The organism is Delftia sp. BGA-UO-ETr-SB1, assembly GCF_059567865.1.
In genome coordinates, this window is record NZ_JCAQOW010000006.1 from 1,853,177 (window position 1) to 1,875,744 (window position 22,568).

Annotated in this window: 18 protein-coding genes; 12 read left to right on the forward strand and 6 right to left on the reverse strand. The window is 68.1% G+C overall.

The genetic code is table 11. The annotated features are described in order from the left end of the window. Positions 1-99: 99 nt before the first annotated feature. Positions 100-1,092, forward strand: coding sequence for a Bug family tripartite tricarboxylate transporter substrate binding protein (locus AC57B5_RS27125; RefSeq protein WP_496400670.1), 993 nt, complete (start codon positions 100-102; stop codon positions 1,090-1,092). Continuing rightward, the gene (locus AC57B5_RS27130; RefSeq protein WP_496400671.1) at positions 1,089-2,387 is read left to right on the forward strand and encodes a hypothetical protein; all 1,299 of its coding nucleotides are present in this window, start codon (positions 1,089-1,091) and stop codon (positions 2,385-2,387) included. The genes AC57B5_RS27125 and AC57B5_RS27130 overlap by 4 nt, the downstream gene beginning before the upstream one ends. A 22-nt stretch (positions 2,388-2,409) precedes the next feature. On the opposite strand, the gene AC57B5_RS27135 is transcribed toward AC57B5_RS27130, so the two are convergent. From AC57B5_RS27135 to AC57B5_RS27150, 4 genes are read right to left on the reverse strand one after another with little or no spacing between them, the layout of a single operon-like run. Then, positions 2,410-3,339, reverse strand: coding sequence for a dihydrodipicolinate synthase family protein (locus AC57B5_RS27135; protein ID WP_496400672.1), 930 nt, complete (start codon positions 3,337-3,339; stop codon positions 2,410-2,412). Between the two features lie 11 nt (positions 3,340-3,350). Further along, entirely contained in the window at positions 3,351-4,523 is a 1,173-nt protein-coding gene (locus AC57B5_RS27140; protein WP_034396240.1) for an L-rhamnonate dehydratase, read from the reverse strand. Between the two features lie 28 nt (positions 4,524-4,551). After that, on the reverse strand, positions 4,552-5,580 hold the full coding sequence (locus AC57B5_RS27145) for a 4-hydroxythreonine-4-phosphate dehydrogenase PdxA (RefSeq protein ID WP_496400673.1): 1,029 nt from the start codon (positions 5,578-5,580) through the stop codon (positions 4,552-4,554). 7 nt (positions 5,581-5,587) lie between these two features. Continuing rightward, positions 5,588-6,553 (reverse strand): Bug family tripartite tricarboxylate transporter substrate binding protein, encoded by a 966-nt coding sequence (locus AC57B5_RS27150; protein WP_496400674.1) that lies wholly within the window; start codon positions 6,551-6,553, stop codon positions 5,588-5,590. Between the two features lie 115 nt (positions 6,554-6,668). Here AC57B5_RS27150 and AC57B5_RS27155 point away from each other — a divergent pair, with 115 nt between their 5' ends. Then, positions 6,669-7,625: a LysR family transcriptional regulator gene (locus AC57B5_RS27155; RefSeq protein WP_496400675.1), complete on the forward strand. Its 957-nt coding sequence runs from the start codon at positions 6,669-6,671 to the stop codon at positions 7,623-7,625. On the opposite strand, the gene AC57B5_RS27160 is transcribed toward AC57B5_RS27155, so the two are convergent. After that, positions 7,622-8,551: a LysR family transcriptional regulator gene (locus tag AC57B5_RS27160; protein WP_013801416.1), complete on the reverse strand. Its 930-nt coding sequence runs from the start codon at positions 8,549-8,551 to the stop codon at positions 7,622-7,624. The two genes, AC57B5_RS27155 and AC57B5_RS27160, sit on opposite strands and share 4 nt — an antisense overlap. 127 nt (positions 8,552-8,678) lie before the next feature. On the opposite strand from AC57B5_RS27160, the gene AC57B5_RS27165 reads away from it, so the two are divergent. From AC57B5_RS27165 to AC57B5_RS27175, 3 genes are all read left to right on the forward strand, one after another. Beyond that, the gene (locus AC57B5_RS27165) at positions 8,679-9,461 is read left to right on the forward strand and encodes a putative hydro-lyase (protein WP_496400676.1); all 783 of its coding nucleotides are present in this window, start codon (positions 8,679-8,681) and stop codon (positions 9,459-9,461) included. 233 nt (positions 9,462-9,694) lie between these two features. Further along, entirely contained in the window at positions 9,695-13,327 is a 3,633-nt protein-coding gene (locus AC57B5_RS27170; RefSeq protein WP_496400677.1) for a hydantoinase B/oxoprolinase family protein, read from the forward strand. A gap of 126 nt (positions 13,328-13,453) precedes the next feature. Then, a complete protein-coding gene (locus AC57B5_RS27175; RefSeq protein ID WP_496400678.1) occupies positions 13,454-14,743 on the forward strand; it encodes an MFS transporter in 1,290 nt (429 codons plus the stop codon). Between the two features lie 28 nt (positions 14,744-14,771). On the opposite strand, the gene AC57B5_RS27180 is transcribed toward AC57B5_RS27175, so the two are convergent. Continuing rightward, a complete protein-coding gene (locus AC57B5_RS27180; RefSeq protein ID WP_016447516.1) occupies positions 14,772-15,281 on the reverse strand; it encodes a DUF1993 domain-containing protein in 510 nt (169 codons plus the stop codon). Positions 15,282-15,397: 116 nt separating this feature from the next. On the opposite strand from AC57B5_RS27180, the gene hxpB reads away from it, so the two are divergent. The 6 genes from hxpB (at position 15,398) to AC57B5_RS27210 (ending at position 22,486) form a co-directional block, all read left to right on the forward strand. Beyond that, positions 15,398-16,093 (forward strand): hexitol phosphatase HxpB, encoded by a 696-nt coding sequence (hxpB, locus tag AC57B5_RS27185; RefSeq protein ID WP_496400679.1) that lies wholly within the window; start codon positions 15,398-15,400, stop codon positions 16,091-16,093. A gap of 162 nt (positions 16,094-16,255) precedes the next feature. Next, positions 16,256-16,876 (forward strand): RNA polymerase sigma factor, encoded by a 621-nt coding sequence (locus tag AC57B5_RS27190; protein ID WP_099750734.1) that lies wholly within the window; start codon positions 16,256-16,258, stop codon positions 16,874-16,876. Then, positions 16,873-17,907 carry a FecR family protein gene (locus AC57B5_RS27195; protein WP_123690840.1) on the forward strand — a complete coding sequence of 345 codons (1,035 nt, stop codon included), beginning with the start codon at positions 16,873-16,875 and terminating at the stop codon, positions 17,905-17,907. Before AC57B5_RS27190 ends, AC57B5_RS27195 begins: the two co-directional genes overlap by 4 nt. A 271-nt stretch (positions 17,908-18,178) precedes the next feature. Beyond that, positions 18,179-20,785: a TonB-dependent siderophore receptor gene (locus AC57B5_RS27200; protein ID WP_496400680.1), complete on the forward strand. Its 2,607-nt coding sequence runs from the start codon at positions 18,179-18,181 to the stop codon at positions 20,783-20,785. Positions 20,786-20,964: 179 nt separating this feature from the next. Then, positions 20,965-21,468 carry a sigma-70 family RNA polymerase sigma factor gene (locus tag AC57B5_RS27205; RefSeq protein ID WP_043819287.1) on the forward strand — a complete coding sequence of 168 codons (504 nt, stop codon included), beginning with the start codon at positions 20,965-20,967 and terminating at the stop codon, positions 21,466-21,468. A 10-nt stretch (positions 21,469-21,478) separates the two neighbouring features. Next, positions 21,479-22,486: a FecR domain-containing protein gene (locus tag AC57B5_RS27210; protein WP_496400681.1), complete on the forward strand. Its 1,008-nt coding sequence runs from the start codon at positions 21,479-21,481 to the stop codon at positions 22,484-22,486. Positions 22,487-22,568: the final 82 nt, after the last annotated feature.

Sequence of the window (22,568 nt, forward strand, 5' to 3'; positions counted from 1 at the left end):
AGGCCACGGAAAAATGCATTTTTCCAAAGATGACAGGCTTTCTACACTGCCTCCATTGCATCGATTGCCCAGGCGCGGCAGCGCCGTCGAAAGGATTCCATGAACAAGACAACAGCACGCCGCACGGCCGCCGCAGTAATCGCCGCCGCCGTGGCGGGCATGGTGCCGGCAGCCGCCCAGGCACAGGACGGCTTTCCCCAGCCCGGCCGGCAGATGCGCATCATCGTGCCTTTCACTGCAGGCGGCAGCTCCGACGTGCAGGCACGCATGCTGGCCGACCGCCTGAGCCGGCTCTGGGGCCAGCCGGTGGTGGTGGAAAACAAGCCCGGCGCGGGCGGTCATCTGGGAGGCCGATATGTGGCCGATCAGCCGGCCGACGGCTACACGCTGATGGTGGGCTCCATCGGCCTGCATGCCGCCTATGGCGTGTACAGCAAGCTGGCCTATGACCCCGCAAAGGATCTGCGCGTGGTGACCGTGCTGGCCGAGATGCCGCATGTGGTGGTGGCCACGCCCAGCCTTGCCGCCAGCAACCTGGCCGAGCTGACGGCGCTGGCCAAAAAGGCGCCTGGCACGGTCAACTTCGGCTCGGCCGGCGTGGGCTCGTCCGTGCACATGATGGGCGAGCTGTACAAGCTGCAGGCGGGCGCGCCCATCGTGCACGTGCCTTATCGCGGCAGCTCGGCCGCGCTCAACGACCTGTTGGGCGGCCAGATCCAGCTCATGTTCGAGAACCCGCCCACGGTGCTGTCGCACATACGCGGCGGCAAGCTCAAGGCGTTGGCCGTCACGGGCAGCCAGCGCCTGGCGGCCCTGCCGGACGTGCCCACGGCGGCCGAGTCCGGGCTCAAGGACTATGTGGCCACCTCCTGGACCACGGTGGCCGTCTCCTCCAAGGTGCCCGAGGCCATCGTCAAAAAGCTCAATGACGACATCCGAAAGGTCGTGGCCACGCCCGAGTTCCGCAAGGGCCTGCAAGAGCAGGGCATGAGCGCCGTCGCCAACAGCCTGCCTGAGGCGCAATCCTTCGTTGCCCGCGAAAAGCAGCGCTGGGACCGCGTGATCGCCGAAGGCCACATCTCCGCCCAATGAAACGCTCCATGACTTCGAACACCCCCGCATCCTTCGTCCCCTGCCGCCGCCTGGGCGATGGCCGCCAGCACCACTTTTTCGGCTACTACAACAAGTCCAGCTGGGACCGCAGCAATCGCCTGGTGCTGGCGCAGCAAACGCCGTGGATGGACCAGTACCTCACGCCCCAGGCGCGGGCGTCCATCGGCTACTTCGATACCGAAAACGGCGACCGCTTCCACGCCGTGGGCGAGACCGGCGCCTGGAACTGGCAGATGGGCAGCCAGCTGCAGTGGCTTGACGGGCTGGCGGGCCGCCAACTGATCCACAACGACAGGACGGCAGAATCCGGGGGGCGCTATCCGGGGTTCGGCTCCGTGGTCATCGATGTGGACAGCGGCGAGCGGCGCACCCTGCCCATGCCCGTCTATGTGGTGGCGCCCAGCAGCGCCTGGGCGCTGTGCGTGGACTACCGTCGTCTGTACGTCACGCACGAAACCATTGGCTATAGCGAAGAGGGTGGTCCCTTCGCGTTGCCCTTGGCGCCCGAGGACGACGGCATCTGGCGCATGGAGGTCGCGACGGGCGAGGCCAGGCTGCTGGCCAGCTATGCGCGGCTCAAGGACTTCCACCACCGCGCATCGATGGACAAGGCCATCCACTGGGTCAGCCATATCGAGGTCAACCCCTCGTCATCGCGCATCCTGTTCCTGCACCGCTGGACCGAACGCGTCAAGGACGAAACCTGCTTTCTGCACCGCCTGATCACCATGGCGCCCGACGGCTCCGACATGCGCCTGCTCGAATGCTCGGACCATCCGCTGCCCCAGCTGGCCGACGACTTCGACCCGATGGCCGTGGGCACGTTCGACTACGAAAAGTCCGAATACCAGATCTCGCATCCGCTATGGCAGGACGACAGCCACATCATTGTGTGGGGCCCGCATGCCGGGGAGATCCACTATCACCTCTATGACGATGTGGAGGGCGGTGACGTGCAAGTGGTGGGCGCAGGCGTGCTGGTAGAGAACGGCCACATGAGCTTCTCGCCCGTGGACACGCGCTGGCTGCTCAGCGATACCTACCCCGACGACCGAACGCACGAGCGCTTCCTGTTCCTGTACGACATGCACACGGGCGAGCGCCACGACCTGGGCAGCTTCTACGCCTCGCCCGATCTCAGCAAGGAAAACCGCTGCGACCTGCACCCGCGCTGGAGCCGTGACGGGCGCCGGGTCTGCATCGACTCCGTGCACGAGCACCAGCGGCAGATGTATGTGCTGGATGTGTCGGGGATCGTGGAGGCCCCGAGATAGCTATTTGCGGGGCCTTGGAACCTCAGCGCCCCCAGCGCAGCACCAGCGGATCCAGCCGCCGCGCAATGTCCAGCAACTGGCGGCGCACCTCGGGGTGCATGGGCGGCCAGGGCGCGCGCGGCGCGTCGCAGGCGATCACGCCGCCGGCCTTCATCAGCGCCTTGGCGGCCAGGAAGCCGGCCTGGCGGTTTTCGTGGTTGATCAGCGGCAGCCAGCGCTGGTAGAGGGCGAATGCGGTGTCGGGGTCGCCGTTTCTGTGCGCTTCGATGATGGGGCGTATGCCGTCGGCAAAGCCGCCGCCCGTCATGGAGCCCGTGGCGCCGGCCTGCAGGTCGGCCAGCAGGGTGATGGCTTCCTCGCCGTCCCAGGGGCCTTCGATGGCGTCGCCACCCAGCGCGATGAGCTCGCGCAGCTTGCCGGCGGCGCCTGCGGTTTCCATCTTGAAGTAGCAGACCTGCTCGATCTCGCGGGCCATGCGCGCGAGGAAGGCGGGGGACAGCGGCGTGCCTGCGGCCGGCGCGTCCTGGACCATGATGGGAATGGCGATGGCATCGGACACGGCCTGGAAGAAGCCCTGGATCTGGGGCTCGCCGAAGCGGAAGGTGGCGCCATGGTAGGGCGGCATGACCATCACCATGGCCGCGCCCATGTCCTGCGCACGGCGGCTGCGGTCGGCGCAGATGCGTGAGGAGGTGTGCGTGGTGGTGACGATCACGGGCACGCGGCCCGCCACATGCTCCAGCGCCGTGCGCGTGAGGACCTCGCGCTCGTCATCGGCCAGCAGGAACTGCTCGGAGAAGTTGGCCAGGATGCACAGGCCGTCCACGCCCGAGTCGATCATGAAGTCCAGGCAGCGCTTCTGGCTGGCCAGGTCCAGCGTGCCGTCCTCGTGAAAGGTGGTGGGTACCACGGGGAAGATGCCGCTGTAGCGCGGCCGAGAAATTCCGGGCATGGCGTGCTCCCTCATTCGACGATGCGGAACTGGTCCAGGTACTCGGTCTTGAGCGTGAGGCCCAGGCCCGGCACATCGTCCCTGAGCTGCAGGAAGCCGTTCTCGGCCACGGGCTCGCCGTCGAAGATGTACCAGAACAGCTCGTTGCCCACCTCCACGTCGAAGATGGGGAAATACTCGGCCATGGGCGAGGCCAGCGTGCTCATGGTCAGGTGGTAGTTGTGCATCTGGCCCGCATGCGGGATCACGGGCACGCTGAACGCCTCGCACAGCGCATTGATCTTGTGCGCCGCCGTGATGCCGCCCACGCGGTTGGTGTCGTACTGCACGACGCTGACGGCCTTTTTGTCCAGCAGCTGCTTGAAGCCGTAGAGGCTGAACTCGTGCTCGCCGCCTGAGATCGGAATGCTGGTGAGCCGGCTGAGTTCGGCATAGCCGTCGATGTCGTCGGCGATCACGGGCTCCTCCAGCCAGCGCGGCTCGAACTTCTCCAGCTTGGGGAGCATGCGCCTGGCGTACTCCAGGTTCCAGCCCATGTAGCACTCCAGCATCAGGTCGCAGTCGTAGCCTATGACCTCGCGCACGGCCTCGACCGAGCGCAGGTTCTCGCGCACGCCTTCCTGCAGATGGGCCGGGCCGTAGCCGAAGCGCATCTTGAAGGCCTTGAAGCCCTGGTCCAGGAATTTCTGCGCCTCTTCCTGCATGGCCTTGAGGTCGGTGCGGTAGAGCTTGCTGTAGTAGCAGGGAATCCTTTCCTTGGTGCGCCCGCCCAGCAGCTTGAACACAGGCTTGTTCACGCTCTTGCCCAGGATGTCCCAGATGGCCAGGTCCACGGCGGAGATGGCGGCCATGGTCACGCCCTTGCGGCCCCAGGCGTGCGTGGCGCGGTACATGCGCTGCCACAGGTATTCGTAGTCCCACGGGTCGTGGCCGATGACCAGGGGCGCCAGGTACTCGTCGATGATGGCCTTGGCGATGCGCGGCGCCAGCGCCACGTTGCCCAGGCCGACGATGCCGTCATCGGTCTCGATCTCCACCACCGTCCAGGAATGGAAGCGGAAGGTGGACATGGTCTCCTGCGGCGCATAGAGCAGGTCCATGGCGTTGGAGCAGAAGTTGCCCTGGGGCGGCACGGTCTTGCCTTGCCATTCGTAGACGCGGGCGCGGACGGATTTGATTTTCATGATGGTGATGGCGAGGGAGTGAAGTCAGTCAGCACAGGCGCGCGGCGCCCATGCGGCAGGCGATCAGAAAGGCCTGCCAGGTGGCCTCCACGCTGGCCCGGCCCTGGCCCGCGATGTCATAGGCCGTGCCGTGGGCCGGCGTGGTGATGGGGATCGGCAGGCCGCCCTGCACGGTCACGCCGCGCGAGAAGCCCAGCAGCTTGATGGCGATCTGGCCCTGGTCGTGGTACATGGTCACGATGGCCTGGTACTCGCCCGCCTGGGCCTTCAGGAAGATGGTGTCGGCCGGGAAGGGGCCGTGGAACGGATCGGGCGTGGGCCAGTCGCGGGCCTGCAGCGCGCGCACGGCCGGCGCGATGATGTCGATCTCCTCGCGCCCGCAGGTGCCGCCATCGCCGTTGTGCGGGTTGAAGCCCGCCACCGCCACCTTGGGGGCCGCCATGCCGCTGGCCAGCAGCGCGCGGTAGATCAGCTCGGCCGCCTGCGCGATGCGCTCCTGGCTCAGATAGCCGGCCACGTCCCTGAGCGGCACATGCGACGAAATGCGCGAGGTCCACAGATCGCCCAGCGTATTGAATTCGCAGAAATAGCCGGTCACGCCCAGGTGCTCGGCAAAGTGGTGCAGCTCGTCCTCATGGCGCAGGCCGCCCAGCTTCATGGCCTGCTTGTTGAGCGGCGCAAAGCAGATGGCGTCGATCTGGCCGGCCTGGGCCGCGTCCATGCACCGGTCAAGCACCTGCAGCACCGAGCGCCCGCCTGCGGCTTCGGCACGGCCCCGGTGCACGGCATCGGGGGCTACCGTGTCCAGGGCCAGGAAGGCGGGCAGGGCGGTATCGGTGCGGCCCCGTGCATGGGCCATGCTGGCGATGGGCGCGGTGGCCACCTGCAGGCCCGCGATGCGCTGGCCCTGCTGCCACAGCCAGGGGTCGCCGGCCAGCACGATGTTGGCCTTTTGCATGGCCTCGGGCCGCGCCAGCAGGCGTGCGATCAGTTCGGCGCCTATGCCGGCGGGATCGCCCAGGGTCAGGGCGACGACGGGAAGTTCGGATGCGGGCATGTGCGGCTCAGTCGATCTTGATGTGGTTCTTGCGGATGATTTCGCCAAAGCGCTGGTACTCGGCGTTGTGCAAGGCGATGAACTCCGCCTGGCTCATGGGCTGCAGCTCGGCGCCCACGGCCTCCAGGCGCGTGCGCGTCTCGGGCATGGCCAGCACCTTGTTGACCTCGTCGTGCACCCGGGCCTGCACGGCGCGGGGTGTGGCCGCTGGCATGTAGATGCCGTACCAGGCGCCTATCTCCACGCCGGGCAGGCCGGCCTCGGCCAGCGTGGGCACCTGGGGCAGCTGGGCGTTGCGCCGGTGCGATGTCACGCCCAGGGCGCGCAGCTTGCCGGCCTTGATCTGGCCGATCACCGAAGGCATGGTGTCGAAGCTCATCTGCACCTGGCCGCTGACCAGGTCCACCAGGGCGGCGGCGCTGCCCTTGTAGGGCACGTGGGTCAGTTCGATGCCGGCCGCGTCCTTGAACATCTCGGCCGCGATGTGCTGGGTGCTGCCCGTGCCGCTGCTGGCGAAGTTGATCCTGCCGGGCTCCTTGCGGGCCAGGGCAACCAGTTCCTGCACCGAGTTGGCGGGCAGGTTGTTGCCCACCACCAGCACATTGGGCACTGCGCCCACATAGGCCACGGGCACCAGGTCGCGGTTGCTGTCGTAGCCCAGCTTGAGCAGGTGCGGGGCAATGGCATGGGCCGTGACGACGCCCATCACCATGGTGTGCCCGTCCGTGGACTTGGCCGTCATGTCAACGGCCAGGGTGTTGGAGACGCCGGGGCGGTTTTCCACGATCACCGGCTGGCGCAGCAGCGGCGCCAGCCGGTCGGCCACGGCGCGGGCCATGGCATCCGTGCCGCCGCCCGGGGCCGAGCCCACAAGCATGCGCACGGGCCGCGTGGGCCAGTCCGGCGGGGTTTGGGCCAGGGCGATGGCGGGCAGCAGGGCAGCTGCGGCCAGCAGCAGGGGGCGGCGTTGCATGTCTTGTCTCCGGTGCTTTTGTTGTGAACCCATGCTAGGCAGATGATTGATTGCCGTAAACTGAAAGTTGCTGATGAATCAATAACCTTGGGTAATCAATTCACGGGATATTGCTATGGGCTCCATCGACCGCAGGGACAGCACGCCGCAACTGCTCAACCGCCTGCGCATGCGGCAGGTGGCGCTGATGCTGGCCATCGACCAGAAGGGCACGCTGCGCGGCGCCGCAGCCGAGCTGGGACTGAGCCAGCCGGCCGCCACCAAGATGCTGCATGAGCTGGAAAGCGCGCTGGGCCTGACCCTGTTCGACCGCGTTGGGCGCGGCCTGCAGCTGAACGCGGCGGGCGAGCGCGTGACGGGCTACTTCCGCCACCTGCGCGGCGGCATGGAGGCACTGAACCGCGAGCTGCAGGAACTGCGCGAAGGCAGCGCGGGGCGGCTGGCCGTGGGCAGCATCATGGCGGCCTCGCCGGGGCGGCTGACACAGGCGCTGCTGGCGCTCAAGCGCCAGTGGCCGCTGCTGGTCATCGAGGTGGCCGTGGACACCAGCGACCGGCTGCTGGCGCAGTTGCAGGACGGCGTGCTGGAGGTGGTGGTGGGCCGGCAGACCGGGCAGGCCGATGCCGCCCATCTGTTCCGCACCATAGATGACGAGGCCCTGTCCATCATCGTGGGCTGCAACCATCCGCTGGCGCGTGCCCGCAGCGTGGGCTTTGCCCAACTGCAGGCCCATGGCTGGGTGCTGCAGCCGCCCGGCAGTCCCATGCGCGCACTGATCGACCAGGAGTTCCAGGCCCATGGCCTGCCGCTGCCGCGCGGCCTGATCGAGACGGGCTCCATCCTCACCACCATGAACCTGGTGCGCAACTCCGACCTGATCGCCGTGATTCCGCAGGCCGTGGCCCGGGACAGCGCCGCGCACGGCATGGTCCGCATCCTTCCCTATCGCATGCGCCGCAACCTGCAGGCCTACGGCAGCCTGGTGCGCCGCGACCGGCCGCTGAGCCAGGCGGCCGCCAGCTTTCTGGCGCTGTTGCACGGGCAGGAGCCGCCGCCGGCATCCGCGCCCTAGCCGATGTACCGCGCCAGATGCGGGCTGACCCGCTTGCAGTAGCTCTTGCAGACGCGGCGCAGCACCTGGGCAGTGTCGGTGACGCCGGGCGGCGGGCTCTTGGGGTACCAGGTGGTGATGCGAAAGGAAGGCGGCGTGGGCAGCTCCAGCTCCACCAGCTCCCCGCTTTCGAGCTGCGGCGCCACCAGCATGCCGTGCATGATGGCGACGCCCAGGCCCTCGCGCACCAGCGAGACCAGGGCCGCCAGCGAGGGCGATCCCGAGATGCGCAGGTCGCTGGAGACCATGCCGCTTTGCACGGCCAGCTGCTGTGCCATGGCCACGGCCTGCTCGTAGGGGCCGGTGCCGCGCATCTGGGTCAGCAATTGCTTGCCCAGCGCCTTGTGCAGACCATCCTTCCTGGGCACCAGGCCCCGCCTGGCAATCCAGTGCACGGGCACTTCCAGCAGGTTCTCGACCACGGCGAACTGGGGGTCCACGCCGCTGCCGGTGCGCACGATCAGGTCCAGGTCGCGCCGCATCATCTGCTCCGACAGGTGGGTGCTCAGATCGACGGTCAGGTCCAGCTCGATGTGCGGCAGGCTGGCGCCCATCGCCTTGACGAATTCGGGCAGGAAGGTGTGTACCGCCGTCTCCAGCACGCCGACCCGCAGGCGGCAGCCGATGGCGTCGTCGGACCTGGCGGCACGCTCCAGGGTGCGTGTGGCTTCGATGACGGCTTCCGCATGCCGCAGCAAGCGGGCGCCGGCATCGGTGATCTGCAGCGTCTTGCGGTCCCAGTGGAACAGGGTCACGCCCAGGTCCGACTCCAGCCCGCGGATGCGCATGGAGACGGCGCCGGGGCTGGCGTGCACCAGTTCGGCCACGCGGCGCACGCTGCCGATGCGTGCCAGCAGCACAAAGGTTTCCAGAAAGCGGATGTTCATGGCGAGGCTGCGCGGGCTGCAGTGGCTGTTCAGTTTTCCTGGGGGAGGCTGCGCACAATTCCTGAGTGGACCGGTGGCCTGCTGCTTTTTACATTGGGGGGCATCTCCATTCAATAGAGGCTCCCCCATGACGCATTGGACCCATCCGACCGAATTCCGCCAGGAGGTGCGCGCCGGACGCTTTCGCGGGCAGACGGCCGGGCAGTGCCCCGGCTACACCCAGGGCAACCTGGCGATACTGCCGCGCGAGTGCAGCGAGGAGTTCCTGCGCTTTGCCCGGCTGAATCTCAAGTCCTGCCCGCTGATCGGCGTGACCGAGCCCGGCAGCAGCCGCGTGCCCGAGCTCGGCGATATCGATCTGAAGACCGATCTGCCCTCGTACTGGGTGTTTCGCGATGGTCACAGGGCCGAGCAGGTGAATGACCTCACGGACCTGTGGCGCGACGACCTGGTGGGCTTCGTCATCGGCTGCTCCTATTCCTTCGAGGACGCGCTGCGCGATGCGGGCGTGCCCGTGCGCCATATCGACGAGGGCCGGGGCGCGCCCATGTTCATCACCGACATTGCCAACGGCCAGGCGGGCCGGTTCGGAGGCCGGATGGTGGTCAGCATGCGGCCCATGACGGCCGCCCAGGCCATCCGCGCGATCCAGGTGACTTCGCGCTTTCCCAGCGTCCATGGGGCGCCCGTGCACCTGGGCGACCCCGCGCAGATCGGCATTGCCGATATCGAGCGGCCGGACTTCGGCGAGCCCATGGCGCTCAAACCCGGGGAGATCCCCGTGTTCTGGGCCTGCGGCGTGACGCCCCAGCAGGCCATACGCTCGGCGGCCCTGCCATTCGCCATCACGCACGAGCCGGGCCACATGCTGGTGACGGAGTTGCGCAACAGCCATCTGGCCGCGTTCTGACGGCCTGCCTGCCTGGCACGGGGCCCGCTTCGGCGGGCCTTTTTCTTTGCGTTGCTGGCCCGCAATGGGTCGCTCCTGTTCAGTTTTCGTGAACAGAGGGGGCGAAAACTTCTCGATGGACGCGGTCCAGGGTCACTTTTAGATTGGACGCCAGTGGTGGGCACCGGCGGAGGGCCGTGCTCCAGGCCACGGTTTTCCTGACTTCAACTTCGAGACAAACGGGTTCCGACACCATGCAAGAACGCTCCACTTCCCATGACAGGCGCTGGCAATTCTGGATAGACCGCGGCGGCACATTCACCGACATCGTGGGCAAGCGGCCCGATGGCAGCCTGGCCACGCACAAGCTGCTGTCGGAAAACCCCGAGCAGTACCGTGACGCGGCCGTGGCCGGCATCCGCCACCTGCTGGGCCTCAAGCCCGGCGAGCCGGTCACGCCGGACCTTGTGGAGTGCGTGAAGATGGGCACCACGGTGGCCACCAATGCGCTGCTGGAGCGCAAGGGCGAGCCCACGCTGCTGGTGACCACGCGGGGCTTTCGTGATGCGCTGCGCATTGCCTACCAGAACCGCCCGCGCCTGTTCGACCGGCATATCCAGCTGCCCGAGCTGCTGTACAGCGAGGTGGTGGAGGCGCTTGAGCGCGTGGATGCCCGTGGGGAAGTGCAGCAGGAACTGGACGTGCTGCACCTGCACACCGCGCTGCTGCAGGCCCATGCCCGGGGCCTGCGCAGCGTGGCCATCGTCTTCATGCATGGCTACCGCTACATGCGGCACGAGCAGATTGCGGCGCGCATTGCGCGGCAGGCGGGATTCACGCAGATCAGCACCTCGCACGAGACCAGCCCGCTGATGAAGTTCGTGAGCCGGGGCGACACCACGGTGGTCGATGCCTACCTCTCGCCCATCTTGCGCCGCTATGTACAGCAGGTCGCTGGCGAGATGCCGGGCGTGCGGCTGTTTTTCATGCAGTCCTCCGGCGGGCTGGCCGATGCGGGCAGCTTCCAGGGCAAGGATGCCATCCTGAGCGGGCCGGCCGGCGGCATCGTGGGCATGGCCCGCACGGCAGGGCTGGCCGGGCACGACAAGGTCATCGGCTTCGACATGGGAGGCACCTCCACCGATGTCAGCCACTACGCTGGCGCCTTCGAGCGCGAGTTCGAGACCCAGGTGGCCGGTGTGCGCATGCGCGCGCCGATGATGAGCATCCACACGGTGGCCGCCGGTGGCGGCTCGGTACTGGCCTATGACGGCTCGCGCTTTCGCGTGGGACCGGAGAGCGCGGGTGCCAACCCCGGCCCCGTGAGCTACCGCCGTGGCGGGCCCCTGGCCGTGACCGATGCGAACGTGATGGTGGGCAAGGTCCAGCCCCGCTACTTCCCCAGCGTGTTCGGCCCGGCCGCCAACGAGCGGCTCGATGGCGAGGCCGTGCGGGCACGCTTCGATGAGCTGGCGGTGCAGACGGGGCGCAGGCCCGAGGAAGTGGCCGAAGGCTTCATCCGCATCGCCGTGCAGCAGATGGCCAACGCCATCAAGAAGATCAGCGTGGCGCGCGGCTATGACGTGACGCGCTACACGCTGCAGTGCTTTGGCGGCGCGGGCGGCCAGCATGCCTGCCTGGTGGCCGATGCCCTGGGCATGACCCGTGTGTTCGTGCATCCGCTGGCCGGCGTGCTCAGCGCCTACGGCATGGGCCTGGCGGACCAGACGGTCATCCGTGAGCAGGCGATGGAGGTGGCGCTGTCTGCGGCGGCCTTGCCGCTGATCGCGGAGTCGCTGGATTCGCTGGGCGACGCGGCCAAGGCCGAGCTTGAGCGCCAGCAGGTCGGTGCCAGCCCCGTGCAGGTACGCTACAACGTGCATGTGCGCTATGAGGGCACGGATTCCGCCCTGGCCGTGCCCTTCGGCGGGCTGGACGACATCCAGGCGGCCTTCGAGTCGGCCTATCGCCAGCGGTTCGCCTTCCTGATGGCGGGCAAGGGCCTGGTGGTGGAAGCCGTTTCCGTCGAAGCCGTGATTGCGGGCGATGCGCCCAGCGAGCCGGTGCTGCAGGAGCATCCGCCGCGCGAGCATCCGCGCCGCGAAACCGTGCGCATGTACTCCGACGGTGCCTGGCATGACGCGGCCCTGGTGGTGCGCGAGGACCTGCGGCCCGGCGACGCCATCCCCGGCCCGGCCATCATCGCCGAGCGCAATGCCACCACGGTGGTCGAGCCCGGCTGGCTGGCGCGGCTCACGGCGCTGGACCATCTGGTGCTGGACCGCGTGGTCGCGCGCAAGGCCGAGTACGCGGCCGGCACCTCGGTGGACCCGGTGCTGCTGGAGGTCTTCAACAACCTGTTCATGAACATCGCCGAGCAGATGGGCCTGCAGCTGCAGAACACGGCCTACTCGGTGAACATCAAGGAACGGCTGGACTTCAGCTGCGCGCTGTTCGACGCCGAGGGCCACCTCATCGCCAATGCGCCGCACATGCCCGTGCACCTGGGCTCCATGGGCGAGAGCATCCAGACGGTGATCCGCAAGAATGCCGGACGCATGGCCCAGGGCGATGTCTATGTGCTCAACGACCCCTACCAGGGCGGCACCCACCTGCCCGATATCACGGTCATCACGCCCGTGTACGTGGCCGACGAGGCCTCCCCCACCTTCTACGTGGGCAGCCGGGGCCACCATGCCGACGTGGGCGGCATCACGCCCGGTTCCATGCCGCCGTTTTCCACGCGCATCGAGGAAGAGGGCGTGCAGATCGACAACTTCAAGCTGGTCGATCGCGGCGTGCTGCGCGGCCAGGAGATGGTCGAGCTGCTGCAAAGCGGCGAGTACCCGAGCCGCAACCCGCACCAGAACCTGGCCGACCTGAAGGCCCAGATCGCGGCCAATGAAAAAGGCGTGCAGGAGCTGCGCAAGATGGTGGCCCAGTTCGGCCTGCCCGTGGTGCAGGCCTACATGGGCCATGTGCAGGACAACGCCGAGGAGTCGGTGCGCCGCGTCATCACGCGGCTCAGGAACGGGCAGTTCACGCTGCCGCTGGACAACGGCGCGCAGATCCGCGTGGCCGTCACCGTGGATACGGCGGGCCGCAGCGCGGTCATCGACTTCTCGGGCACCAGCGCCCAGCAGACCAACAACTTCAATGCGCCGCGCGCCGTGTGCATGGCGGCCGTGCTGTACGTGTTCCGCACGCTGGTGGACGACGACATCCCGCTCAACGCGGGCTGCCTCAAGCCCTTGAAGGTCATCATTCCCCAGGGCTGCATGCTCAACCCCAATGCACCGGCCTCGGTGGTGGCGGGCAATGTGGAGACCTCCACCTGCATCACCAATGCGCTGTTCGGCGCGCTGGGCGTGATGGCGGGCAGCCAGCCTACCATGAACAACTTCACCTTCGGCAATGCGCGCCACCAGTACTACGAAACCATTGCCGGCGGCAGCGGCGCGGGCGCGGTGCTGGACGCCGAGGGCCGGGTGGAGCGCGGGTTCAACGGCACCAGCGTCGTCCAGACGCACATGACCAATTCGCGCCTGACAGATCCGGAGGTGCTGGAGTTCCGCTTCCCCGTCATGCTGGACAGCTATGCCATCCGCGAAGGCTCGGGCGGCAGTGGGCGCTGGCATGGGGGCAGCGGCGGTGTGCGGCGCGTGCGCTTCCTGGAAGCCATGACGGCCAGCATCCTGTCCAACGGGCGCCTGAACCCGGCCTTCGGCATGGCGGGCGGCCAGCCGGGGCAGCCGGGCATCAACCGTGTGCTGCGCGCCGATGGCCAGGTCGAGGCGCTGGAGCACATCGGCGCCGTGCAGATGCAGCCCGGCGATGTGTTCGAGGTCTGCACGCCGGGGGGCGGCGGCTACGGAACGGCGGCCTGACACGCCGCCTGCAGGGGTCTGTCCGGGTGGTGGATGAGGGCCGCCCGGCCAGGCCTGGTTCATCACCGATGCAATGCCATTGAGGGCAAGACGCTTCTCCATACCGAAGCGCAAGGAGACTGAAAAATGACAAGCCTTGAAAATGCCAAGCCCCTGGCTGGCGAGCAGTCGCAGGGCAGCTGGCTGGGCCAGCTCGAACCCCGGGAAAAACGCGCACTGACGGCCTCGTTCGGCGGTTACGCGGTCGATTCCTTCGACTACTACACGCTGCCCCTGGTCACGCCCATCCTGCTGTCGCTGTGGGGCATGAGCAAGACCGAGGTCGGCCTGATCGGCACCTCGACCCTGGTGGCCTCGGCCATCGGCGGCTGGATGGCCGGCATCCTGGCGGACCGCTACGGGCGTGTGCGCGTGCTGCAGTGGACCATCCTCGTGTTCGCCCTTTTCACCTTCGCCTGCGGCCTGGCGCAGACGCCGGGCCAGTTGCTGCTGGCCCGCACGCTGCAGGGGCTGGGCTTTGGCGGCGAATGGGCTGTGGGCTCGGTGCTGATCGCCGAGACCATACGGCCGGCTTTCCGTGGCAAGGCGGTGGGGCTGGTGCAAAGCAGCTGGGCCATAGGCTGGGGTGCGGCCGTGCTGGTGTCCATGGCGCTGTTCTCGTTTCTGCCGCCCGAGATGTCATGGCGGGCCATGTTCCTGCTGGGCCTGCTGCCGGCCCTGCTGATCCTGTTCATCCGCCGTTCCGTCAAGGACCCCGAGGTCTACCTGAAGACCCGCGCCGCCGTGGGCCGGGGCGAGCGCAGCGGGCACTTCCTGGACATCTTCAAGGGCGGCATGCTCAAGACCACGGTGCTGGCCAGCCTGATGTTCACCGGCATGCAGGGCGGCTACTACGCCATTGCCGTGTGGCTGCCCACCTTCCTGAAGAACGAGCGCCACCTGACGGTGCTGGGCTCGGGCGGCTACCAGTTCATGTTCATCTTTGGCGCCTTTGCCGGCTACCTGTGCGGTGCCTACGCTTCCGACCGGCTGGGCCGGCGCCTGGCCTTCACGCTGTTCGCCATCGGCGCCGGCAGCCTGGCCTATGCCTATACGCTGCTGCCCATCACCGATGCCTGGATGCTGGTGCTGGGCTTTCCGCTGGGTTTTTTCATGTCGGGCATATTCAGCGGCGCCGGAGCCTTCCTGGCCGAGCTGTTCCCCAACGAACTGCGCGGCTCCGGCCAGGGCTTTTGCTACAACTTCGGCCGCGGCATCGGGGCCACCTTCCCCGCGCTGGTGGGCGTGTTCAGCGACCGGATGGGCCTGTCGCTGGGCACGGCCATCGGCATCTGCGCCACGGCCGGCTACGTGATGGTGGTGATGTTCGCCATGTGCCTGCCGGAGACGCGAGGCCGGGATCTGGCGGCGCAGTGAAGCGCAGGCCAGACCGGCCACGGCACGCTCAGTAGCTGCCCATGTAGTCGCGCTTGCCGACTTCGACACCGTTGTGGCGCAGCAGGGCATAGGCGGTGGTCACATGGAAGAAGAACTGCGGCAGGCCGTAGTGCAGCAGGTAGGCGCTGGCGGTCAGCTTCTTTTCCTTGGGCGTGCCGGGGCGCAGCACGATCTCGCGGGACTCGCTTTGCGCGAACTGCTCGGGCGCGAATGAGCCCACATGGTCCAGCGCCTTGGTGATCAGCGCCTGCAGGTCGGCAAAGCTGGTCTGCGTGTCGGGCCACGAAGGCACCTCGGCGCCGGCCAGGCGCGAGGCGATGCCCTTGGCGAAGTCCGCAGCAATCTGCACCTGGCGCACCAGCGGGAACATGTCGGGGAACAGGCGGGCCTGCAGCAGGGCGTCGGGATCGATGTTCTTCTGCGCGGCGTGTTCCTCGGCCTTTTTGAGCACGTCGGACAGGGCCTTCAGCATCTGCTGCAGGACGGGAATGGAGGCGGTGTACAGGGGGCTGGTCATTGCGGGCTCGCTAAGGATTGTGAAGGGCTGGCAATCGCATGCACCTGCATCCATCGCCAGCCGGCACAGGCTAACAGCAACTGCTTTCACTTGCCGCCTGCGCTAGCATGCGCGCCATGCAAATCCCTGAAGCCGCTCCCTCGTTCGCAGGCCTTGGCCAGGCCGGATTCGGCGCCGCCATCTTCGACATGGACGGCCTGCTCATAGACTCCGAGCCCTTCTGGAAGCGTGCCGAACGCGAGTCCTTTGCCGAGGTCGGCATCGACATCACGGCCGAGATGTCCCGCGTGACGGCGCCCATGACCACGGCGCAGGTTGCCGCGCACTGGTATGCCCACCGGCCCTGGCAGGGGCCCAGCCAGCGCGAGCTGGAGAGCCGCGTGGTCGCGCGCGTGGCGGCCCTGGTCAGCGCGCATGGACAGGCCCTGCCCGGCGTGCGCGAAACACTGAGCGCCTGCCGCGCACTGGGCTGGCGCGTGGCGCTGGCCTCGAACTCTCCTTTGTCTTTGTGCCACCACACCCTGGATGCGCTGGGCCTGCGGCCGGCGTTCGACGCCATCGTCTCGGCCGAGCAGGTGGTGCGCGGCAAGCCCGCGCCCGACATCTACCACTTCGCGGCGCAGCGCCTGGGCGTGCCGGCCGGGCGCTGCCTGGTGTTCGAGGACTCCGTCACGGGAACACATGCGGCGCGGCAGGCCGGCATGACCGTCATCGCCGTGCCGTCCGAGGACCAGTGTTTCGAAGGGGCGCAGCCTGCGCCGCACTGGGTGGTGCCCACGCTGGTGGCGCTGCATGGGGCAGCGGGCCGGTAAGGCATTGGCGGGGCCCGCATCGCATGGCGCGTGCCGGCCGCAAAGGTGTTGATGAGAACCATTCTCAGTACAATCGCCGCCCGTGCCGTTCTTCTTCGTCCTGTCCGTTTCCCATGCTGGCCTGCCTGCCCGCGTCCAGACCGCCGTGCCGGGAGTCTGCCCGTGAGCGCGCGCGTGCCAGGCGCGGACGATGATGCCGCTCCCTCTCTGCTGGCGCGCGTGTATGCGCGCTGGCACCAGCCTCTGCGCCGCCTGCTGGGCCGGCAGATGCGCAACCGCGAGGATGCCGAGGATGCGGTGCAGGAGGTCTTCGTGCGCTATGCGGCCTCGGGCAAGGCCCTGCCGCCCGAGGAGCAGGAACCGTATCTGCGCGTGATCGCCCGCCATGTCTCGCACGATGCCTGGCGCCGCTCGGCGGGCGCGCCGGGGCGCGAATCGGTCTCGCTGGATGAACACATGGAACTGGCGCAGCAACTGCCGGCCGGCGAGGGGTCGGACCCCCTGCAGGCGGCGCACCACCGCGAACGCCTGGGCCGGCTGGAGCAGGCCATGGCCGAACTGCCCGAGCGCCGCCGCGAGGCCTTCGTGCTGCACAGCATCGACGGGCTCACGCAGACCGAGGTGGCGCAGCGCATGGGCATCTCGCGCCGCATGGTGCACAACCATGTGACGCTGGCCATGGCCTATTGCGAACTGCGCGTGCAGTACGGCAGCGCCGAAGACATGCGCCTGATGCAGGGCCTGCTGGCGCAGGCCGCGACGGACGGGGAGGACAGGATATGACGCTGACCCCCGAACGCCTGCAACTGCACGCCCGCGCCGCCGACTACTTCGCCCGCCGCCGCGAAGCCGACTGGACCGGCGCCGATGAGCGCGAACTCGACGCCTGGCTGGCCGCCGACCCGCAGCACCGCAGCATCTTCGAGAGCCTGGGGCGCACGGTGCTCGACCTGCAGCAGTTGCGCAGGCCGGCGCTGGCCTGCGACGCGGCTGCTGCGCCGCAAGCCAGGGCGAGCGGGCCGCGTGCGCAGACACAGGCCCACTTGCCCGCGCCGGCACGTCAGCGCACACGCCGCGGCCTGATGCCTGCGTTGCTGTCGGTGGCTCTGGTCACGACGCTGGCCGTGGGCGGGGGCTGGTATGCCTGGGACAACCACGCAAGCCATGTGATCGAGATGGCCACCGGCCCCGGCGAGGTGCGCGAGGCCGAACTGCCCGATGGCACGCGGGTCACGCTGAATTTTTCCTCCAGGCTGCAGGTGCGCTACTACCCGCGCCGCCGCGAGACGGTGCTGGACCAGGGCGAGGCCTTCTTCCAGGTCGCCGCCGACCGCTCGCGGCCCTTCACCGTGGACAGCGGCGCCAGCCAGGTCCGCGTGGTGGGCACGGCCTTCAATGTTCGCGCCGGGCCGCCCGCGCTGGTGGTGAAGGTGCTGGAGGGCAAGGTGGAACTGCGGCCCGACCGCCATGCGGCGGACGGCAGGCGCCTGCTGCTGGGCGCGGGTGCCGGCATGTCCGTCGATGCCCGTGACGGCACGCAGCATCCGCTGGCGGCCGGCGCGGACACGGTGGGCGACTGGCGCAGCGGCCAGATGGTGTTCCAGCAGGCAACGCTGGCCGAGGTCGCCGCCGATCTGTCGCGCTACCTGGGCCAGCCCGTACGGGTGGATGGCGATGCGCGGCTGGCCGCGCTGTCCGTGTCCGGCGTGGCGCTGACGGGCAAGCCCGAGGTGTTTCTGCGCTCGTTGCCGCACTTGTTGCCGGTGCGTGTGCAGGCCGAAGCGCAGGGCGGCTGGCGAATCTCGGCGCATTGAGTGTCTTGGCTGTTTGTAAATTAATGTAAACAATCCGCTTTCTCGGTTCGGCCACGTTCCCACTTTGGCGCGGTAGCGGGTTTTACCTTCATGGAGGCCGGGTTTTCTCGCGCCTCCATGGTTGCCAGCCAGGCCGCTGCCCAGTGCACAGCTCAGCCAACAACCGCGACGGCCGCGCACGCGCGTGGCGGGTGGACGCTCAACTGTCTGCCTGCCACCCACCGCGCACACCGCGACAGCGGGCAATGGACACAGTGCAGCAGGAGCAGGGATGCAAGCAGGAAAAGAACACGGCAGCGCCGCCATGGGCGCGGGCATTTGGGGAGGAGAGTTTCAGCGCAGGGGCAGGCCATGGCGGCGGGCAAGGATGCCGTCGCTGGTGGCCGCAGCCCTGGTCGCGCTGGCGCAGCCGGCGGTGCAGGCGCAGCAGCCATCGTCCGTGCAGGCGGGGCAGGCAGGGGAACTGGCCTTCAGCATCGCGCCCCAGCCGCTGGCCGGCGCGCTGCGCCAGTTCACGCAGCAGGCCCAGCACCAGGTGCTGTTCGATCCGCAGATCGTTGCGGGCCGCACTTCACCGGCCTTGCAGGGCCGCTTCACGCCGCGCCAGGCGCTGGACCGGCTGCTGGCCGGCACGGGCGTGACCGTGATCGACGCCGTGCCGGGCGCCTACACGCTGAAGGCACCCGCCAGGGAGCCGTCGCCGGCAGCCGATGCTGCGCTGGGCACGGTGCTGGTCACGGCCCAGGCGCACGCTGGCGATACCACGGAGGGTTCGGGCTCCTATGCGGCCTCGCGCGTGTCGCTGGGCAAGGGGCAGAGCGTGCGCGAGACGCCGCAGTCCATCTCCGTGATCACGCGCCAGCGCATCGAGGACCAGGGCCTGGTCTCCGTGGGCGACGTGATGCAGCAGACCACGGGCGTGACGGTGGACTACGCGGGCTCGGGTGGCCTGGGCGGCACGGCCAACAGCTTCTACGCGCGGGGCTTCCAGATCAGCAATGTCCAGATCGACGGAGCGGCGGTGGATGCCTTCAGCCAGGGCACCTTCGACCCCAACATGGCCATGTACGACAGCGTGCAGGTGATCCGCGGCGCGGACGGCCTGTACAGCGGCAATGGCGAGCCCGGCGGCTCCATCAACCTGGTGAGAAAGCGCCCCACGGCCCAGCCCCAGGTGCTGGCCTCGGCCTCGGTGGGCAGCTGGAACCAGCGCCGGGCCGAACTTGATGTGGCGGGCCCCCTGGCTGCCGATGGCCGGGTGCGCGGCCGCGCCGTGCTGGCGCACAGCGACCGCGAGTTCTTCTATGACTACGCCGATGCGCGCAACACCTTGCTCTACGGCATTGTGGAAGCCGATCTCACGCCTGCGACCAAGCTGACCCTGGGCGGCAGCTACGACAAGTCGGCCAGCCTGCCTTGGCGCGGTGGCCTGCCGCGCGCGGCCAATGGCGACGATCTGCACCTGCCGCGCCATACGGCACTCATGGCGGGCTGGGGCCATTACGACAGGACCAACAAGGAGCTGTTTGCCCAGCTGGAACAGAAGCTGGAGGGCGACTGGCGCGTCCGCGCCCATGCCAACTATGTCAAGGTGGACAGCGACAGCCGGTTGGCCGACGTCACCGGCGCGGTCGATCCGACGACGGGGCTGGGAGCCACGCTCAACGGCTTCTCCAACGACTTCTATTCCACCAAGAAGGCGCTGGATGCCAACGTCAGCGGAACGTTCTCCCTGCTGGGGCGCAGGCACCGGCTGCTGCTGGGCGCGGACTGGGCCAAGATCCGTGACACGCAGGACACCTTTCTGTCCGAGGTGGACATGCCGGGGGGCATCAACGTGTTCGGCTTCGACCCGGGCGCCATTCCCTTGCCCAGCTTCGTCTGGAAGACGCGCAGCTTCGCGGGCTATGGCGCCACGCAGAAGGGCCTGTACGGCCGGCTCAACCTGAGCCTGACGGACCGCCTGACCGCCATCGTCGGCGCGCGCCGCGCCAGCTATGCAACGCAGACACCCTGGCTGCGCTTCGACCAGGCCGGCAATCTCACCAGCCGCATCGTGTCGTCCAATAGCGAGAGCGGTATCTTCACGCCCTATGGCGGCCTGGTCTACGACATCGACGACCGCTGGACGGCCTACGGCAGCGTCGCCGAGATCCACAAGTCCCAGGCCGACAAGCTGGGTGGGCCCTTGCCAGGCACGCCGCTGGACCCCATCAAGGGCCGCAATTTCGAGCTGGGCGCCAAGGGCGAGTTCAACGAGGGCCGGCTGATGGCCTCCATGGCCCTGTACCGCATAGAGCGCAATGGCGAGGCCGTGGCCGATCCCTCCTACCCCAACACCGACATCGGCGACGCGGGCCTGAACTGCTGCTGGCTGAGCAAGGGCAAGGTGGTCAGCCAGGGCGTGGAAGGCGAGATCTCGGGCGAGCTGGCGCGCGGCTGGCAGCTGTTTGCCGGCTACACCTTCAACCGCAACCACAACAAGACGCCGGGCATCGAAGGCATCTACCACTCCGTCACGCCCAAGCATCTGTTCAAGCTGTGGAGCACCTACCGCCTGCCGGGCGAGCTGTCGCAATGGACGATTGGCGGCGGCGCCAATATCCAGAGCGCGCATTTCGTGAGCGGCACGGCCAAGGCCTTCAATCCTGACTCGGGCAAGTTCGATGGCGCGGCCGTGCCCTTCAAGTTCAGCCAGGGCGGCTATGCCGTGTGGAATGCCAGCGTGCAGTACCGCATCAACCGAAACTGGCAGGCCGTGCTCAACCTGAACAACCTGTTCGACAAGGTCTACTACCGCACGGTGGGCACCAGCGGTGGCAACAACTGGTATGGCGAGCCACGCAATGTGATGCTGACGCTGCGCGGTAGCTTTTGAAGATCCCCTAAGGCGCTGCGCGCCTTCCCCCTGAAGAGGGACGACACCCTCGGTGTCTCTGGTTCTGGAGCGCGCCGGTTTGCGAAGGGGAGGGCATCAAGGCCTAATCCTTATAGAATGAGAATCTTTCTCATTCATGTGGCGCACGCCTGCACGTGCTGCCGCACCAGGAGCCTGTCTTGCCCGCCGCCCCCGCCGCTTTGCACCAAGAGGTCGATACGCTGTACCGCGTCCACCATGGCTGGCTCCAGGGCTGGCTGCGGCGGCGATTGGGCAATTCCACGGAGGCGGCCGATCTGGCGCAGGACACTTTCATGCGCCTGCTCACGCGCAGCGAGCCCATTGCCGCACGCGAGCCGCGTGCCTTTCTGACCACGGTGGCGCAGGGCGTGGTGGCCAATTTCATGCGGCGCAGGCAAATCGAAGAGGCGTACCTGGCCACGCTGGCGCATTTGCCCGAGCCGCAGGTGCCGGGCCCCGAGACGCGCGCCATCCTGCTGGAGACGCTGGTCGAGCTGGACCGCCGCCTGGACACGCTGGCACCCCCCGTGCGCCGTGCCTTCCTGCTGTCGCAGCTCGACGGCATGAAGCAGGCCGACATCGCGGCCGAGCTGCAGCTGTCGCTGGCCACGGTGCAGCGCCATATCGCCAAGGCCGCGCACTGCTGCTTCTTCGGCGGCTGAGCGCCAGCCCATGACCGAATTCCGCCACGCATCCACCGGCCTGCCCGTTTTTGAAGGCCCGCCCGTTTCAGAAGCCGTGAGCCTGCAGGCCGTGCAATGGCTGGTGGCCCTGCAGGCCTGCGATGCCGGCGAGGACACGCAGGCCTCGTGGCGGCGCTGGCGTGCCGATCATCCCGACCATGAGCGCGCCTGGCGGCACATCGAGGCCTGCGGCCTGCACCTGCGCGATCTGCCCGCACCGCTGGCGCATGGGGCGCTGCAGCCGCGCCACAGCCGTGCGCGCGGCCGGCGCCAGGCCATGAAGCTGCTGGCCTTGGCCGCGTTCACGGGCAGCAGCGCCTGGTGGATACAAGGCGGCGATTGGCGCGAATGGTCGGCCGACCACCGCACGGCCACCGGCGAGCGCCAGGCACTGACCCTGGCCGATGGCACGCGCATCCACCTCAACACGGCCAGCGCCATCGACGTGCGCTTTGACGCCAGCCAGCGCCTGCTGCGGCTGCTGGGCGGCGAGGTGCTGGTCACCACGGCCAGCGACCCGCAGGTCCGCCCCTTTCTGGTTGAAACCGCGCAAGGGCGGCTGCGTGCGCTGGGCACGCGCTTTGCAGTGCGCCAGCGCGATGGCGCCAGCCATGTGGCCGTCTTTGAGGGCGCGGTCGAGGTGCGGCCGGCCAACGCCCCGCAGGCCGTGCGCATTCTGGCCGCGGGCGAGCAGGCCGGCTTTGACCGCCTTGCCGTGGACGTGCCCCAGCCCGCCGACGAACTGGCCGCCGCCTGGAGCACAGGCCTGCTGGCCGCGCGGGACATGCCGCTGACCGACTTCATTGCCGAGCTGGCGCGCCACCGCAGGGGCCGCCTGGCCTGCGATCCCGCGCTCGCCTCGCTGCGCGTCTCGGGCATGTATCCGCTGGACGATACCGACCGCGTGCTCGACATGCTGGTGCGCACCCAGCCCATCGAGCTCACCGGCTTTGGCCGCTACTGGCTGACCGTGCGTGCCCGGCAGAACCGGACATGAGCCAAGACAGGCTGGATGGTTGTTGTTGCGAATTGTTGCAATTTGATCGATGCCTGGACCCGTTGGCATGAGGTGTTTTCTT